At 47.0% G+C, this 17,752-nt stretch carries 13 protein-coding genes; 12 read left to right on the top strand and 1 reads right to left on the bottom strand.

What is annotated here, in order from left to right:
• Positions 1-539 precede the first annotated feature (539 nt).
• The 11 genes from purM to QP794_RS26845 all read left to right on the top strand — a co-directional run bounded on the left by purM (position 540) and on the right by QP794_RS26845 (position 13,094).
• Entirely contained in the window at positions 540-1,580 is a 1,041-nt protein-coding gene (gene purM, locus QP794_RS26795) for a phosphoribosylformylglycinamidine cyclo-ligase (protein ID WP_024633540.1), read from the top strand.
• Positions 1,580-2,197: a phosphoribosylglycinamide formyltransferase gene (purN, locus tag QP794_RS26800; protein ID WP_285079784.1), complete on the top strand. Its 618-nt coding sequence runs from the start codon at positions 1,580-1,582 to the stop codon at positions 2,195-2,197. The genes purM and purN overlap by 1 nt, the downstream gene beginning before the upstream one ends.
• Positions 2,198-2,492: 295 nt before the next feature.
• Positions 2,493-4,040, top strand: coding sequence for a bifunctional phosphoribosylaminoimidazolecarboxamide formyltransferase/IMP cyclohydrolase (gene purH, locus QP794_RS26805; RefSeq protein ID WP_285079785.1), 1,548 nt, complete (start codon positions 2,493-2,495; stop codon positions 4,038-4,040).
• A gap of 118 nt (positions 4,041-4,158) precedes the next feature.
• Complete coding sequence (gene purD / locus QP794_RS26810; protein ID WP_285079786.1) at positions 4,159-5,430, top strand: phosphoribosylamine--glycine ligase; 1,272 nt, start codon at positions 4,159-4,161, stop codon at positions 5,428-5,430.
• Positions 5,431-6,084: 654 nt separating this feature from the next.
• Entirely contained in the window at positions 6,085-7,422 is a 1,338-nt protein-coding gene (locus QP794_RS26815) for a hemolysin family protein (protein ID WP_285079787.1), read from the top strand.
• A 275-nt stretch (positions 7,423-7,697) separates the two neighbouring features.
• Positions 7,698-8,780 carry a hemolysin family protein gene (locus QP794_RS26820; RefSeq protein ID WP_094938660.1) on the top strand — a complete coding sequence of 361 codons (1,083 nt, stop codon included), beginning with the start codon at positions 7,698-7,700 and terminating at the stop codon, positions 8,778-8,780.
• Between the two features lie 299 nt (positions 8,781-9,079).
• A complete protein-coding gene (locus QP794_RS26825) occupies positions 9,080-10,030 on the top strand; it encodes a ring-cleaving dioxygenase (RefSeq protein WP_285079788.1) in 951 nt (316 codons plus the stop codon).
• A gap of 14 nt (positions 10,031-10,044) precedes the next feature.
• The gene (locus QP794_RS26830) at positions 10,045-10,650 is read left to right on the top strand and encodes an alpha/beta hydrolase (protein ID WP_285079954.1); all 606 of its coding nucleotides are present in this window, start codon (positions 10,045-10,047) and stop codon (positions 10,648-10,650) included.
• A gap of 276 nt (positions 10,651-10,926) precedes the next feature.
• Positions 10,927-11,133 (top strand): hypothetical protein, encoded by a 207-nt coding sequence (locus tag QP794_RS26835; RefSeq protein ID WP_285079789.1) that lies wholly within the window; start codon positions 10,927-10,929, stop codon positions 11,131-11,133.
• 66 nt (positions 11,134-11,199) lie between these two features.
• Positions 11,200-12,492, top strand: coding sequence for a threonine ammonia-lyase IlvA (gene ilvA, locus QP794_RS26840; protein WP_079344059.1), 1,293 nt, complete (start codon positions 11,200-11,202; stop codon positions 12,490-12,492).
• Positions 12,493-12,506: 14 nt separating this feature from the next.
• Positions 12,507-13,094, top strand: coding sequence for a GNAT family N-acetyltransferase (locus QP794_RS26845; protein WP_285079790.1), 588 nt, complete (start codon positions 12,507-12,509; stop codon positions 13,092-13,094).
• A 122-nt stretch (positions 13,095-13,216) separates the two neighbouring features.
• Here the strand turns inward: QP794_RS26845 and QP794_RS26850 are convergent, their stop codons facing one another.
• Positions 13,217-14,188, bottom strand: coding sequence for a hypothetical protein (locus QP794_RS26850; RefSeq protein ID WP_285079791.1), 972 nt, complete (start codon positions 14,186-14,188; stop codon positions 13,217-13,219).
• Positions 14,189-14,481: 293 nt separating this feature from the next.
• Here QP794_RS26850 and QP794_RS26855 point away from each other — a divergent pair, with 293 nt between their 5' ends.
• Positions 14,482-17,661, top strand: coding sequence for a copper amine oxidase N-terminal domain-containing protein (locus QP794_RS26855; RefSeq protein WP_285079792.1), 3,180 nt, complete (start codon positions 14,482-14,484; stop codon positions 17,659-17,661).
• Positions 17,662-17,752: the final 91 nt, after the last annotated feature.

The raw sequence follows: 17,752 nt of genomic DNA on the forward strand, positions 1-17,752 counted from the left end.
GGCGCAGCCCGAGCCCTTAAGCCCCGCCTTGCGGAGCAACAGGGGCCAGGGCAGCCAAGCGAAGCAGCTGCCCCAGCAGGCGCAGGCCGAGCCCTTAGCCCCGCCTTGCGGAGCAACAGGGGCCAGGGCAGCCAAGCGAAGCAGCTGCCCCAGCAGGCGCAGCCCGAGCCCTTAGCCCCGCCTTTGCGGAGCAACAGGGGCCAGGGCAGCCAAGCGAAGCAGCTGCCTCCGGGCGCAGCCCGAGCCCTTAAGCCCCGCCTTGCGGAGCAACAGGGGCCAGGGCAGCCAAGCGAAGCAGCTGCCCCAGCGGGCGCAGCCCCGCAGCGCAGTCGAGCGGGGTTCGCCTTTCCCGATGGCCTACGGCCAACGGGAAAGGCGAACAAAAACGCGAGCACACGCACGAACCAACCATAGCAAGATCATACGAGCCACCCCTGCACCGCTTGATTGGCGGGTGTCCAGAGGGCCTGCCAAGGTCCTTTGGGGTCCTCCCGGGCGGGAGGATTTAGGAGGGGCGAAAAAAAAGGAGCGGATTCCACTTGTCCGAAGCATACAAAAACGCCGGCGTCGATATCGCGGCAGGCAACGAAGCGGTTGAACGGATGAAAAAACACGTGAAACGTACCTTCCGTCCGGAAGTGATGACAGATCTGGGAGGCTTTGGCGCCCTGTTCGGTTTGAACAAAGATAAATATGATGAGCCGGTGCTTGTATCCGGTACAGACGGTGTAGGAACCAAGCTGAAAATCGCATTTGCCATGGACCGTCATGATACTATCGGAATCGACGCGGTAGCGATGTGTGTGAACGACATAGTAGTACAGGGCGCAGAGCCGTTATTCTTCCTCGACTATCTGGCGTGTGACAAAGTCATCCCGGAGAAAATCGAAGCCATTGTTGCGGGAATCGCAGAAGGATGTCATCAGTCGGGCTGTGCACTAATCGGTGGCGAAACGGCTGAAATGCCGGGCATGTACAGTGAGGGTGAATACGATATTGCCGGATTTACGGTGGGTATCGTGGACAAAGCGAAAATCATTAACGGTACAACTATCGCTCCTGGCGACACGGTGATCGGACTTGCATCCAGCGGTGTGCACAGCAACGGCTTCTCCTTGGTACGCAAACTTTTGCTGGAACAAGCCGGATTGGGCTTGCAGGATGAAGTCGCTGAATTGGGTGGCAAGCTGGGTGACGCACTGCTGGAACCAACGAAAATCTATGTAAAACCACTCCTGTCCCTGCTTGAAAAGGTAAAAGTAAAAGGCATGGCTCACATTACAGGTGGGGGCTTCATCGAGAACATCCCGCGTATGCTGCCAAGCAGCGTGAATGTAGATATCGACTACGGCTCTTGGCCGATTCTGCCAATCTTCAACCTGCTGCAAGAAAAAGGATCTGTATCGAACCGTGACATGTTCACCACGTTTAATATGGGGATTGGACTTGTGCTGGTTGTGAACGAAGCAGATGCAAGTGAAGCGCTGGAACATCTGAAGGCATCTGGCGAAGAAGCGTACATCATTGGCCGTGTTACAGAAGGAGATGCGCGAGTAACCTTCACGGGAGCGGATGTTTAATGGCGAACTACCGTATTGCTGTATTTGCCTCTGGTGAAGGGTCCAACTTTCAGGCATTGGTTGATGCAGCACGGAACGGAGGGCTGGGTGCATCCATAGATCTGCTGGTATGTGACAAGCCGGCTGCACGTGTTGTGCAGCGGGCGCAGGATGCAGGCGTGGAATGCCATCTGTTTACTCCCAAAAATTATGATTCCCGCGAAGCCTACGAGGCTGAAATTATGGAAGTGCTTGAATCCAAAAACATTGATCTGGTTGTTCTTGCCGGTTACATGAGATTGCTGACTTCAGTGGTCGTGGATCGCTATGCAGGACGGCTGATTAACATTCATCCGTCCTTGTTGCCAGCGTTTGCGGGCAAAGATGCAGTAGGACAGGCACTAGAGTACGGCGTTAAAATTACCGGAGTTACCGTGCACTTTGTGGATGGAGGCATGGATACAGGGCCGATTATTGCCCAGCAGCCTGTTCCGATTTTGCCAGAGGATACAGCTGAATCCGTCAGTCGCTCCATCCATGCTGCCGAACAGCAGTTATACCCCGAGGTTGTTTCCTGGTTCGCGCAAGGTCTGGTTCAGTTAGACGGACGTCACGTCACTGTTAACAAACCGGTTTGAAATAAGTTTAAAAATTTTTTACACATTAACGTAGAGGACAGAAAAAACCTGAAAAAGCGAAGCGTTCGCCTTTATCACCGGATTTTCCCTTTAAGAAAAGGGAATCGAAAAATCTGGGGATAACAGCGATTGGAAGGTTGTTCTGTCATCGGAGTGTCCCGTGTAAACATCTTGGTTCAACTTGTATAACAGAAGTCGAAAATTGGTACGCATTTTGTGATATTTCTCGGGAAATAAATCGGTTGTGTTTCGCCATGAAACGCGAAGCCATGGGACATTAAAGGAGGAGCATATTGTGAGTATCAAAAGAGCGCTGGTCAGCGTATGGGATAAAACAGGCATCGTGGATTTTTGCCGCGAGCTGTCGCAAATGGGTGTAGAGATTATTTCGACAGGAGGTACAAGCAGTCTGTTGTCGAAGGAAGGCGTACCCGTCATCGGAATTTCGGATGTGACCGGATTCCCGGAAATCATGGACGGACGTGTTAAAACATTGCATCCAGCAGTTCATGGTGGGTTGCTGGCTGTTCGTGACAGCGAAGAGCATAAGCGCCAGATGGAAGAGAACGGATTGGATTATATCGACCTCGTTGTCGTAAACCTGTACCCCTTCCAAGATACCATTGCCAAACCGGATGTAACGTACGAAGACGCGATCGAGAACATCGATATCGGTGGTCCAACCATGCTTCGTTCTGCTGCCAAAAACCATGCTTTTGTTAGTGTCGTTGTTGACACAGCAGATTATGGCAAGGTGCTTGAAGAAGTTCGCAGCAGTGGAGACACTACACTCGAAACACGCAAACGGCTTGCGGCAAAAGTGTTCCGTCATACAGCGGCTTACGATGCAGTTATTTCTGACTATCTCTCCAACCTGAACGGTGATCCGCTGCCAGAGCGTCTGACGGTTACTTACGAAAAACTCCAGGATTTGCGCTACGGCGAAAATCCACACCAGCAGGCGGCATTCTACCGCAAACCGCTGGCAGCCCAAGATACGTTGACAACAGCCGAGCAATTGCATGGCAAAGAGTTGTCTTACAATAACATTAACGATGCGAACGCAGCCTTGCAGATTGTGAAGGAATTTGAAGAACCAGCTGTTGTGGCGGTCAAACATATGAATCCTTGCGGCGTAGGTATTGGCGAAAGTATTTACGAAGCTTATGGTAAAGCTTATTCTGCTGATCCAACCTCCATCTTTGGTGGAATCGTGGCAGCCAACCGCATTATCGACAGCGATACAGCGGCTAAACTGAGTGAGATTTTCCTGGAAATCGTTCTGGCTCCTGACTTTACTCAAGAGGCACTCGATATCCTGACCAAAAAGAAAAACATTCGTTTGCTCAAAACGGGTGAACTGAACGCTGCTCGCAATCGGGAGAGCCAATTCGTAGTAACTTCCATCGACGGCGGCATGATCGTACAGCAAAGCGATGTGCATTCCATTGAAGCGAGCGAGTTGAAGGTAGTAACAGATCGTGCACCATCCGAAGAAGAACTGAAACAGCTATTGTTTGGCTGGAAAGTGGTTAAGCATGTGAAATCCAATGCGATCGTGCTGGCGGCAAACGACATGACTGTTGGTGTGGGCGCAGGTCAAATGAATCGTGTCGGTGCAGCCAAAATTGCGGTTGAACAAGCAGGCGATCAAGCCAAAGGTGCCATTCTGGCATCTGATGCGTTCTTCCCAATGGGCGACACACTGGAGCTCGCAGCGAAAGCTGGAGTTACAGCAGTGATTCAACCAGGTGGCTCCATCAAGGACGAAGAGTCCATCAAAGTAGCGAATGAATACGGCATTGCCATGGTCTTCACTGGCGTTCGTCACTTCAAACATTAAACGATAACTATACTGCTTCCAAACGATGAACAAGCGAATAGGCTTGTTCATCGTCCTTTGAAGCTTTATTACCAAGAGAAAATGAAAAATCCTGAAATTCATGGAGGGAACAACGCTAATGGATATTCTGGTAGTGGGCGGCGGTGGCCGGGAGCATGCAATCATATGGGCACTGGCGAAAAGCCCGAAGGCAGGCAAGATTCACTGTGCGCCGGGAAATGCAGGCATTGCACAGCTCGCCGAGTGTCATCCGATTGCAGTAAATGAATTTGATAAACTGACAGCGCTCGCTGTGGAGCTTCATGTGGGCTTGGTTGTTATTGGGCCGGATGATCCGCTTGCAGACGGCATTGTGGATGCTTTTGACAAGACAGGCATTCCGGTCTTTGGACCACGTCGTAATGCAGCAGAGATTGAGGGCAGCAAAACATTTATGAAAGACCTGCTGCACAAATACAATATTCCGACTGCAGCCTATGAGAAATTCGACAATTACGAGCAAGCGCAGGCTTATCTGAATGAGCAAGCCATTCCTGTGGTGATTAAGGCTGATGGACTGGCAGCTGGTAAAGGCGTTACAGTAGCTTATTCCCGTGAAGAGGCTAATCAGGCGCTCCGGAGCATTATGGTGGATAAAGTGTTTGGAGAAGCAGGAGCCAAGGTCATCATCGAAGAATTCCTGGCAGGTCAGGAAATGTCGATTTTGGCTTTTGTGGATGGAGAGACCGTTCGTCCGATGGCAGCTGCACAGGATCACAAACCGATATTTGACAACGATCAGGGGCCAAACACAGGTGGAATGGGAACCTACTCTCCACTGCCGCACATCCCGGCATCCATCATTGAAGAAGCAGTGGAGACGATTATCAAACCAACGGCCAAAGCGATGGTATCCGAAGGACGTCCGTTCCAGGGTGTGTTGTTTGCTGGGCTGATGATTTCACCGGATGGCAAACCCAAAACGATTGAATTCAACGCCCGTTTCGGTGATCCCGAGACTCAGGTCGTATTACCACGTCTGAAGAGTGACCTACTCGACATTTTCTTAGCAACCGTGCACGGGAAATTGGCGGATATCGAGATTGAATGGAGCGAAGAAGCTGCCGTATGTGTTGTGCTCGCTTCTGGCGGATATCCGGGTCCTTATGCGAAAGGCGTAGCGATTGAAGGGCTGGATCAAGTCGACGAAGCGGTAGTCTTCCATGCGGGTACGGCGCGCAATGAATCCGGAGAGTGGCTTACCAATGGCGGACGTATCCTGGGTGTGGTAGGTCTTGGTGCCGATATCGCCGATGCAAGAAACAAAGCTTATGCTCAAGCGGACCGAATCCGCTTTGATGGCAAACATCAGCGGTCTGATATTGCTGCCAAGGCTTTGGTTAACCAATAACTCAACAACAAGGGGCTCGTAAGATGCTCGCCTGAAAAGGTGTTTGCATCCTGCGAGCCTTTTGTTGCGTATACATGACTATGGGGCAAAGCTGTTTCTATTTACCCACAGGTCAAGGAAAGAAAACCAGACTCCTGAGTTGTTTGAGCAATCTTGGCAGAGGGTATTATTTTTGTAAAACCGTCTAGTCTAGCCATAATGAATGAAATCTTCATACATAAAGACTATTTTGTGAACAATACAATATGTAGTGCTACAAACCATAACGTGCAACTGGATGGTTTGGTGCAGATCGTGTTATACTTTTCTGAAACAGGAATGAATGAGAGGGGAGGTGGATATCTATTGGGAAGGCGATATTGTAAACTGTCCAAATGGAGAATTTTGGTGGAGTAAATCGGAGAAACAAGCGACAGCATGAGGGGTAACCCTGGTTTTAGTGAAGTAGTTTCTGTAAGTGATTAACTTCATCCTGAATTCCTGTTTTGCTATTTTACAAGGTCAGAGTATAACATATACAAACTTTATCATTAATCGATTTCATATAAGGCATACGCCGTATTGAACGTCAATCAGCTGTTGAATGGTTAACCAGATTAACGGATCACGCTGTAACTATCTCTGGAGGTGAATCCCTGAGAAGCGGGGAAATCATTGGACATAATTACCGTATTGAATATTGCATTACTCATTATCTTGATTGCGTTGACCGCATTTTTCGTTGCATCGGAGTTCGCTGTGGTCAAGATTCGTACATCAAGAGTAGATCAGCTTGTTGCCGAGGGCAATAAGAAGGCCATATTGGCCAAGAAAGTCGTCACGGATCTCGATTATTATCTGTCTGCCTGTCAGCTCGGTATTACCGTCACTGCCCTGGGATTGGGTGCACTCGGTAAGCCAACTGTTGAAAGGCTCCTATATCCTGTATTTGAGTATCTAAACGTATCGGCTTCCGTATCATCCGTCGCATCCTATGCGATTGCGTTCATACTTGTCACGTTCCTGCACGTTGTTGTTGGTGAGATGGCTCCCAAAACGATGGCGATTCAATTTTCGGAAAAATTGACGCTGCTGCTCTCACCACCATTGTACTGGTTCGGGAAAATTATGTACCCGTTCATCTGGGCGCTGAATGGTGCATCTCGCGTTATTCTTCGTGGTTTTGGCGTTAAACCTGCCGGGCATGAGCAGGCGTACTCTGAGGATGAGATCAAAATCATCATGAACCAGAGTTATGAAGGGGACGAGAACAATAAGACCAAGCTTTCGTATCTGGAAAATGTATTTGTGTTCGATGAGCGTGATGCCAAAGACATCATGGTTCCGAGGACAGAACTAGTAACACTGAGTCAAAATATGACCTACGACGATATTATCCTGATATTGGATGAGCATAATTATTCACGTTATCCCGTCATTGAGGATGGGGATAAGGACCGAATTGTCGGTGTAGTAAATGTGAAAAAGATTTTGCCTGATATGGTTGCCCTTAGGGAGCACCAACTTGTCGATTTTGTTCGTGAAATTCCTTACGTTTCTGAAGTTACAAGTATTCAGGATGCCATGATCAAGATGCAGCAGGAACGGGTGCACATGGCCGTGGTCGTGGATGAATACGGAGGTACCTCGGGGATCATTACAATGGAGGATATTCTGGAGGAGCTTGTCGGCGAGATTCGGGATGAGTTCGATGCCGATGAAGTTGCTGACATTCAGGAAACCGGAGAGAACCAATATCTCATTAACGGCCGGGTGCTGCTGGATGAGTTGGAGCGGCAGTTTGGGCTTGTGTTTGAAGGTAATGAAGAGATGGATACCGTGGCCGGGTGGATTCAATTCCAGAAGGGTGTCGGTGTGGAACAAGGCGATACGATAGAACACGGTGATTACGTCTGGACCGTTGTGGACGCAGAAAATTTTCACATTAAGCAGGTTCTGCTTGAACGTGTAAATGCCGCACAGGTTAATGAATCTGCCAGTGACCTGGCCTAGTTTGATTACTCTTAAAGTGCTTTCCTCACTGCTAACTGCAAAAACGTTAGAGATTTCAAATATGTTTTGCGATAACGGAGAGGACAGAAAAGACTGAAAAAGCGAAGCGTCCGCCTTTATCACCGGATTTTCTCCTCTTAAATATACAATCAAAAAATCTGGAGATAACAGCGGTTAGAAGGGTATTCTGTCATCGGAGTGGCTAAGCAATTTTATTTGAAAACTTAATTAAAATGATCAACTTGGAGGTGAATCCCTCAACTTGAGGGAAATCATTGGACGGAATAATAGCCTTAAACTTATTTTTAGTAGCCGTATTTATCGGTCTGACCGCCTTTTTCGTTGGAGCGGAATTTGCAATTCTGAAAGTACGGATGTCTCGAATAGATCAGTTAATCCTGGAAGGCAACAAAAAAGCGGTATTGGCCAAAAAAGTGGCTCACAATCTGGATTATTATCTATCTGCCTGTCAGTTGGGTATCACCATCACGGCGCTGGTATTGGGTGCACTGGGTGAACCTACTGTTGAGAAAATGCTTCATCCGCTGTTTGAACGACTTGAGGTTCCAGCGGCTTTATCTACGGTACTGTCGTACGGTATTGCTCTGGCGATCATCACGTTCCTGCACGTCGTAATAGGTGAATTGGCACCGAAAACGCTCGCGATCCAATTTGCAGAGAAAATGACTCTGTTGCTCGCACCGCCGCTGTACTGGTTCGGTAAGATCATGAATCCGTTCATCTATGCACTGAATGGGGCTGCACGTCTGCTGCTTGGCATATTTGGTATAAAGCCTGCAGGTCACGATACAGTTCACTCTGAAGAGGAACTGAAGCTGATCATGGCGCAGAGTTATGAAAGTGGAGAGATTAATCAGACGGAGCTGGACTATCTCAAAAACATTTTTGCTTTTGATGAGCGTCTGCTTCAAGAGATTATGATTCGCAAAGATAAAATTGTCACGATTGATAAGGAAATGCCGTTGGATCGTATGATTGAGGTTCTGAAGCAGCATGAATATACACGTTTCCCAGTAATCGAAAAAGGAAATTTGGACCAATTCGTTGGATTTATCCACACGAAGGAGATGCTCACGAGTGTTGCCGCAGGCCGGGCGTTCAATATGGATACCTTTGTTCATGACATGTTGAAATTCTCGGAGCTATCACCAATTAAGGATGTATTGATCCAGATGCAGCAAAGTCGTTCCCATATCGCTGCAGTTCATAATGCGGAGGGGACAACGGTTGGTCTGGTTACGATGGAGGATATCCTTGAAGAAATTGTTGGAGATATCAAGGATGAGTATGATGGCAAAGATCTGGTACAACCGCCTAAGCGATTAAAATTGACCTAAAGCATCATGCGAAGTTATAAGGGCCGATGTTGTATGGCGGCAATGGAATAAGATTCAAGAAAAGCAGGTACCCGAGTGCTCGGGGCCTGTTTTTTTGTCCATGTCATTATACTCAAGCGGTATTTCAGCAGGTCAAAGACCCTAAGTATCTTAATTTTAAAACAAAAGCTTGCAAAATAAGAATGAATGGATTAATATAAATTTAAAGAATCTTAATTTAAAGATAAATAACAAAAAGCAATGCATAACAAACTGCTAAATATAACAATGCTACTAATAAAACCAAGGGAGTGGAGAGTATGTTCAGAACTTCAGGAATCCATCACGTTACGGCTTTTGTAGATGATGCACAGAAAAATGTTGATTTTTACGCAGGTGTATTGGCACTAAGATTGGTGAAAAAAACAATTAACTTTGATGCACCGGATGTGTACCATCTGTATTATGGCAATGAGGATGGGGCACCGGGTACCATTATCACGTTCTTCCCGCAGCAAAATGCCAGAAGAGGTGTAATTGGATCAGGACAGACGGGCGTAACCGTATATGCAGTTCCGGTGGGCAGCCTGCAATTCTGGAAAGAACGTCTGACATCCTTCGATATTCCATTCGAAAATAAAACAAGATTTGGCGAGCAGTACATTCGCTTCTTCGATAAAGGCGGCCTGTTGCTCGAATTGGTTGAGCGTGAAGGAGGCCAGGCAAGTCAGTGGTCATTCAATGGCGTAACGCCAGAGCATGCGATCAAAGGCTTTGGTGGTGCTGTATTATTCAGCCATGTACCCGACAAAACAACGGATGTGCTGAAAACGATGCTCGGTTTGGAGCAGGTAGGTGAAGAGGATGGAATCATTCGTTTACAGGCGACGGGTGACATCGGTCAACTGATTGACATTCAATCTACTGGAATCCAGCGGGGAATTGGCGGAGCAGGGACAGTACACCATATTGCATGGCGTGCCAAAGATTACGTCGAGCACGAACAAATGCAGCAGGATCTTCAAAAAGCCGGATATCATCCAACGCCGGTCATTGACCGCCAGTACTTCAACGCCGTCTATTTCCGGGAACCGGGAGGTATATTGTTTGAACTGGCTACGGATCCTCCAGGATTTGCACGGGATGAACCACAGGAGAGCATGGGCCAAAAGCTGATGCTGCCTGAATGGTATGAACCACAGCGTGAGCAGATTGAACAGCTGCTGCCACCTATTCAAGTACGTGAATGGAAAGGAGAGTCCAAATCATGACTTCTACCAATACAATGAAACATATTTATAAAGCAGGTGCACAACCGGATGCCCCTACACTGTTGTTGCTGCACGGAACAGGTGGAACGGAGAATGATCTGGTAGGTCTGGCCGAGATGATTGCGCCAGGAGCAGGTATTCTGGGGGTGCGTGGTAACGTATCGGAGAATGGGATGCCCCGTTTCTTCCGCCGCTTGGCGGAAGGCGTGTTTGACGAAGAAGATCTCATTGCACGGACAGCGGAATTGGGTGCTTTTGTGGATGCAGCTGCTGTGGAGTATGGCTTTAATCGTGCGAATGTCTATGCCCTTGGTTATTCCAACGGAGCTAATATCGCAGCAAGTCTGATCTTCCATCAGGCTGACGCATTTAAAGGAGCGATTCTGCACCATCCGATGGTACCGCTTCGTGGTCTGGAATTGCCGGACCTGAAAGGGCTGCCTGTGTTTATAGGAGCAGGAGAGAACGATCCAATTGTGCCAAAACGTGAAACGGATGAACTCGCTTCACTGCTTAGCGGTGCTGGTGCCGATGTGCACATGCACTGGGAGCGTCAGGGGCACCAGTTGACCCGTACGGAGGCAGAAGCCGCGGCAGCTTGGTATAAAACTCAGGCGTAATTGGTTGCCTAGAGTAGGAAGTTATGAATATCGAAGTCACAGTTTGTTTTACTGCCCGATCCATGAATGGATCGGGTTTTTGATCTGCTATTCGGGAAAAAGCGTTGATATGGATGGGAAACAATGAAGGTTGAGGAGGCCAGCAAATCCGACAATATGCCTTGTCCAAAAGAGTGGAATAATCTATAATCAAGTAATTGATAATCATTTTCAATTAGATTCGGTTATTTTAATCCTCTTGATCTTGGTAATCTGGAAGTTAGCGTCATTTCAGGTATGAAAACAGGCATGGGAGAGCGTAAAATAAGACCCGTTATTATACAAGCACATCGTCCAACGGTAAGCTCACTGACCAATACCAAGTGGATCGGAGCCGATCAATCCAGCCATATGGTCATGTTTACGGATCCCCAGATCATTATTAATGAAATCGTGTCAATGATACATGAGGCGAGCTCAGGCGCAAGAACAGAACAAAAGTGATACAATAAAGAGAGAAAAAAGCAATGCTTGCATTGCCAACCAAGATAAGCGGAGTGTGGAGAAGAGATGAAACCAGTGGAACAGGAACCAACGGGAACTACCAATTCCGGCCGTGCCAGTGTTGGCATGGAAGATATCGTGCGCGCACATCATGTGCTGAGAGAGGTCATTGTAAGAACGCCGCTGCAGCGGGATGCTGTATTGTCGGCCAAATATAACTGTAATGTGTATCTTAAACGGGAGGACCTGCAGGTGGTACGCTCGTTCAAAATTCGTGGAGCCTACAACATGATTCGTAGTCTGACTCCAGCTGAGCTGGAGAAAGGTATTGTCTGCGCGAGTGCGGGCAACCATGCGCAGGGGGTTGCTTTTTCCTGTAACGCGCTGGGCATCCACGGTAAAATCTTCATGCCGAGCACAACTCCAAATCAGAAGGTGAAACAGGTACGTCGATTTGGTGGAGATAATGTTGAAGTTGTACTGACAGGTGATACGTATGACGATGCTTATGAGGAAGCTATGCGTGCGTGTAATGAACAGGGCATGACGTTTATCCATCCATTCGACCAGCCCAAGATTATTGCAGGTAATGGTACCGTTGCGATGGAAATCATGGAGAGTCTGGATGAAAAAGCGGATTATGTATTCGTCACAATTGGTGGTGGTGGTCTGGCTGCCGGTGTTGGAACCTACATGAAGACGGTTAGCCCGGAAACCCGCATCGTTGGCGTAGAACCACTTGGCGCGGCTTCCATGAGTGAGGCGATGTTCCGCAAGCAGGTTGTCACGTTGGATGATATTGATAAATTCGTGGATGGTGCTGCGGTGAAACGTGTTGGTGATCTGACCTTTGACATCTGCACCAGTACGCTGGATGACATTGTGAAGGTGCCTGAAGGCAAAGCCTGCACCACCATTTTGGAGCTATATAATGAAAATGCGATTGTTGTAGAGCCTGCTGGTTCACTGGCGGTTGCTGCACTGGAGCAGTATCGCGAGCAGATTGCGGGCAAGACGGTAGTCTGTGTAATTAGTGGTGGTAACAATGATATCGACCGGATGCAGGAAATCAAAGAACGCTCTTTGATCTACGAAGGTCTGAAATATTATTTCATGGTCAATTTCCCGCAGCGTGCGGGAGCATTGCGTGAATTCCTTGTGGAAGTATTGGGACCCAATGACGACATTGCCCGTTTTGAATATACGAAGAAACATGATAAGGAAAATGGGCCTGCCTTGGTGGGCATCGAGCTGATGTACAAGGAAGACTACCAGCCGCTGATTGAACGCATGAATCGTAAAGGCATCGCGTATACCGAGCTGAACAAAAATCTCAATCTGTTCAACATGTTAATCTGATGAATTATTCCAATGTGAAGTCGGACCGTAGTGAGGCACGGCCTCTGCTCAGACCTGCTCGTAAGGAAGATGCCGCACAAGTGATTCCTTTACTCTATCAGGCGATTGATGATATTGCCTATGCTCTTGCTGGTGAAGGAGATCATGAGAAAGCGATGCAGATATTGCAGCAATTTTACATGCAGGAAGACAATCGAATCAGCTACCGTAACGTAACGGTCATGGAACAGGATGAGCAAGTCGCAGGAATACTGGTGGCTTATGATGGCGGCGAGGCAGATCGTCTGGATCAGCCAATTCTGGATCGGCCTGGTCGGAGTACAGATGAGAAATATACGTTGGTCAAAGAAACCCGTCCCGGGGAGTATTATCTGGATACTCTATCCGTAAGCGAAGCGTATCAGGGGCAGGGCATCGGCAAGGCATTGATGGCTGCTTTTGAGCAGCAGGGAAGGGAACTTGGACACTCGCAGGTATCCCTCATTGTTGAACGTAACAATGGCCGGGCCTTGATGTTGTACGAACGGCAGGGCTATATCAAGGATGAAGTGATTGTCATTGCTGGACATGAGTATAGCCATATGGTCAAGCCAATTGCGTAGTTTATGAATCTGCGTTAGTCTGGTATAGGAGATGCAATTCAACGATAGAATCCAAAGAGCCGACAAGGGAGCGCGATCCTGTGTCGGTTTCTTTGCGTTTATGAGGAGTTTAATCGGATGAATCATTGCATGCTGCCATCTGACCCAGTCGGAACATTCTGTTCCAGCCATTTCTCCACCGCAGCCGTTTTCTCATACTCCGCTTCCTTAACCACATCCATAAAGGCATCCAACTTGGGGAGGAATTCACTATCGACGGATGCAAGACGCTGCAAGACGCCGTTATAGCCTCTTTGGGCGTTCGCAACCATTTTGTTCGTGTCATAATCAAACAGCGGTGTGTTGTTCAGCCCATAAAAGGTATACAGGGTATACCTGTTCAACAGATCCTGCACCTGCTTGACCCGATTCGATTTTGGATGCAGCTCCAAGAATCTTTCCTGACTGAGTGCTCGAAGGAGAATTTCCTGATAGCCAATGACCAGTGCTCCGTCATCCGCAGGCAAGTTTTTCGTTTCCTTCATCATGATGTTGATGTAGCTTGAGATATCCTCTGTAATATCAGAGCTATATTTCACGAGGGCCGCATAATTCATAATGGGATAGAGGGAGCCTTCGAGCATGACGAGGCGATAACCGCTGTCACGGGCTTCTTTTAACAGTGCACGCAGATTCGAGTCCTGGGTACGCTCCATTAGTTTGGTGAAGCTGTCGTTCAGTTGGTATGCCTTGAGCATCTTGTCCTGAACGTTAGGAACGAGCAAGCGGTCCGTCATGGAGGTTAGAGCCTTCAGACGTGCATTCTCCAATTGAAGCACCATCAGGGTAGCGTGATGCGTTGTTACCTTTTTGATATTGGATTCCAGATAAGTGTCAGCGGCGGGCAAGCCGTTCTTTTTTTTGAGCATGGATTGAAATGTTTTATATATGGCGGTTGAACTACTCGTAGTTACTTTGGTTTCCGCGCTCGACGGAGCTGCAATAGCGAACCCTGTTAAAGGAGCGGAACCAGTCTGAAGCAGCATGGCGACGGCAGTTGCTGTAATGATGGTACGGATGACGTTACGTTTGGAAAAAATGGACGCTGGTGTCATAAGGGTGAACCTCCCGTAGTTTAGAGATGATAGGCTGCAATACACTAGTCACTTTACATTAACCGAATATGCGAAGGATGTTGTTTCGGAATAATGACAAATTCTTCTGTTATTTTTAACCTTTGGAGGGTAGATGGTGGAAGGACATTTCTGCGAAAATATTTTTTGTGGGATTGGAAACTTTTACTCCTATTCATACGTCTTAGATGTGCACAGGAAATTACAGGAATAAAATGATATTCAAAAACGATCACATTTTAACTTAAACCATGAAGAGAATGGGGATATTGGATATGAAGAAAGCGGGAGGACGTCAAGTGAAAAAGGTGATGTCAGCACTGGCTGTGTCGGCCATGTTGATGTCAGCACTACCTACGTCGGTTATGGATGCAGCTGCGAGAATTAGTATATATATTAACGACGCGGAGCTGTCGTCAGCACAAGCGCCTGTCATGAAAGGCGGACGCGTACTGGTTCCGTTGCGCTCCATTTTTGAAGGATTGGATGCGACAGTAAAGTATACGAACAAAACCAAAACGATTACAGCAGTCCGTGAAGATCAGGAGGTGATCCTGAAGCTAGGCTCCAAAACGGCATACATCAACGGTGAAGCAATCTCATTGGATGTGCCTGCGAATACAATCAAAGGAAATACGATGGTTCCGATTCGTTTTGTTAGTGAAGCTTTTGGGGAGAAAGTATTCTGGAATTCCCGCAATCAGCGGGTAGATATCAAAACAACGTCCACACCTCCTGTGGATGAAACGAAATATGCAGCATGGAACATTTATGGTTCTGTATCCGGAAGCAATGGGGATGGTCGTGACCTGACTGTAAGCTTCACACGTCCGACGTCCGAGAAGGCAGTATCCTCATATCGGATTATGCTGGTAAAAACGCGTGATGTGAACAGTTTCAATGAGTCTGCGGCATCGGTTGTACCATCCGGTAATTATACATCCGTTTCTCCAAATGGCACTGATCCAAGATTGACGCTGAATGCCCAGACACGCGACGTAAATGGGGATTTGTTAAATACAAGTGAAACCTATCGTCTGTATGTACTTACTATGGGGAACAGCAACAATAATTACAAAAATCTGCTGGCCTGGTCTTCCCAGTCCTTGAAACTTAACAATGTGAAAACGACGGTTCAACCTGTTACAGGCCTTCGGATCGCAGATATCAGTGACTATGGGGATGGCCGTGACATGGAAATTAACTTTACACAGCCGAGTACCACATCCAATATTACGTATTACCGTGCTTTTGTAGTCAAGGCAAAAGACGCTTCTTCATTCAATCTGACTACGGCCAATAATGTAACCAGTTCGAATTCAACCATTATTTATAAAGGTAACAGTACAGCCGTCAAAAGCCTGCTTAGTTCCTCAACGCGTGATACATCCGGGGAATTGATCAAAAACGGCACATCATATGTCGTGTACATCATGTCAGTGAGCTCCAACGCGGCAACAGCAGACAACAAGCTGTCCTCTGTATCATCTTCGCTTACGCTGGGTGTAAACACAGCAACAGCACCTGTTATCACGTCAGTGAGAGACAATTCGGATTATGGAGACGGTCGTGACATTCAAGTGAGCTTCAACCGTTCATCTGATGAGTCTAAAGTTGCTAATTATCGGATTTTCGTAGTACGCAACTCGGTATCCAGCAGCTTTAATCTGACTACGGCGAGTAATCTGTCTTCCAGCTTGTACTATAATGTGAACAAAACAGGAAACAATATTACAACCACACTGCCATCCTCCATGAAGGACACAAGTGGTTATAACGTAACAAATCTGCAGGATTATCGGATCTACGTTATGGCTGTAGGCAACCAGCAGAATGGATATACCAATGCGCTGTCCTCTTCGTCGACGCAGTTGAGACTGACAACGAATAGTAATGCTGGAGTCGCAAGCAACATTGGGGTGGCTGATGTGAGTGACTACGGTGATGGACGCGATCTGCGGGTTTCGTTTAATAGAGCTTCGGATGAATCTAACGTATCCGTATATCGTGTATATGTAGTACGTTCCGGAAATGCAGGCAGCTTCACACTGAGCGCAGCGAATGCATCGAACAATTATTATCAGGTGAACAAGACAGGTGGAAATCAGTCATTTACCCTCCCTAACTATATGGTGGATACCAACGGTTACACATTGTCCAATAATGTTAGCTATCGCGTGTTTGTCCTGTCGGTAAGCACAAGTGGAAATTCCAGTCAGAATGCTTTATCTTCTTATTCTTCACAAATTACGCTGACTGCCAATGCAGCTGTGACTGCACCAAGCAATGTGGCAGCAACAGATATTGGGGATAACTTAGATGGACGTGATCTGCGTGTGACGTTCACAAAATCGGCGGATGAGACGAATGTGAATCACTATCGGGTGTTTGTGGTAAAGTCGGGCACCAGCTTCAATCTGGCATCAGCTAATGCAGTTGGTAGTGCGAATTATACGTATGTAAGCAAAAATGGAAACAACCAAACGGTTAATCTCTCGAGTGGTGCAAAAACCGCTGATGGTAGCAATATTGTTAATGGAGTGGCCTACCAAGTATATGTAATGGCAGTAAATAACAACGGCTCTCTTGCTAATGCATTGTCTTCAGGCTCGGGAGTGATCACATTGGCTTCCAATACGGCTGTAGCCGCAGTGAGTAATGTAAATGCAACGGTGAAAAACCAAGGGCAAGCGGGAGATGCGTCGGATGTATCTATAAGCTTCAGCAAGGCTTCCAGTGAGAATGGGATTTCGGGTTATAAAGCGTTTATAGTACCAGCAAATCAAGTGAGTGGTTTTAGTATTTCTTCTGCACTTGGAATTTCTTATAATATTGATATCAACAAAAATGATGCTTCAAGTCCTGTCTTCTTGAATAATGGTCATCGAGATATTAATAATAAGCCACTTGTTGTAGGGCAGAAATATCGGGTCTTTGTTTTATCCGTATCAGACAGCAGTTCTCGTGCTTCTAATTTGTCCGCTGCTTCCAATGAATTTAACATCTTTGCACAAGCTACTGAAGTAAAAGCATCAACGATCAATGAACTTCGGAATACCAGTTCAGCAACGGAAGCCAGTTATAAGATATTTTTTAGTAAACCATCAATTGAAACTGGAATATCTGAATATCGACTTATTGTAGTTAAGGGATCAGATAGTCTGAATCCAGCCTCAGCAGCAACAGCAGTGTATAAAGCAATCACTCCGGGAGAACTTGCATCGGGGGAAATTAACTTGACACAAGGCACAAAAGATTCTACAGGAGCTGATATTTCTGTTGGCGGTGAGTACAAAGTATATATTCTGTCTGTAGCTGGAAATACAACAACGTATAGCAATGCTCTTTCAGCTGCATCAAGCGCAGTCAAACTGGAATTAGCCAAACCTGATGCTTCTGTTCAAGTTACGAATCCAACTGCTGATCCTGCTCAGAGCAGTGGGAATAAACAATAGATTTAAAATGAATGGTATGAACTAATCGCAAAAAGAAATGCTCCCTTTCCCAACTGAAAGGGAGCATTTTCAATTACTACCCAGTAATCAA

Origin of the sequence: Paenibacillus sp. UMB7766-LJ446 (genome assembly GCF_030226665.1) — a bacterium.
Classification (GTDB): domain Bacteria; phylum Bacillota; class Bacilli; order Paenibacillales; family Paenibacillaceae; genus Paenibacillus; species Paenibacillus vandeheii.

Bases quoted from the DNA above. Each gene is read 5' to 3' on its own strand.
- purN (WP_285079784.1), top strand. From the start codon at position 1,580: ATGGCGAACTACCGTATTGCTGTATTTGCCTCTGGTGAAGGGTCCAAC.
- purD (WP_285079786.1), top strand. From the start codon at position 4,159: ATGGATATTCTGGTAGTGGGCGGCGGTGGCCGGGAGCATGCAATCATA.
- QP794_RS26825 (WP_285079788.1), top strand. From the start codon at position 9,080: ATGTTCAGAACTTCAGGAATCCATCACGTTACGGCTTTTGTAGATGAT.
- QP794_RS26830 (WP_285079954.1), top strand. From the start codon at position 10,045: ATGAAACATATTTATAAAGCAGGTGCACAACCGGATGCCCCTACACTG.
- QP794_RS26835 (WP_285079789.1), top strand. From the start codon at position 10,927: ATGAAAACAGGCATGGGAGAGCGTAAAATAAGACCCGTTATTATACAA.
- ilvA (WP_079344059.1), top strand. From the start codon at position 11,200: ATGAAACCAGTGGAACAGGAACCAACGGGAACTACCAATTCCGGCCGT.
- QP794_RS26850 (WP_285079791.1), bottom strand. From the start codon at position 14,188: ATGACACCAGCGTCCATTTTTTCCAAACGTAACGTCATCCGTACCATC.
- QP794_RS26855 (WP_285079792.1), top strand. From the start codon at position 14,482: ATGAAGAAAGCGGGAGGACGTCAAGTGAAAAAGGTGATGTCAGCACTG.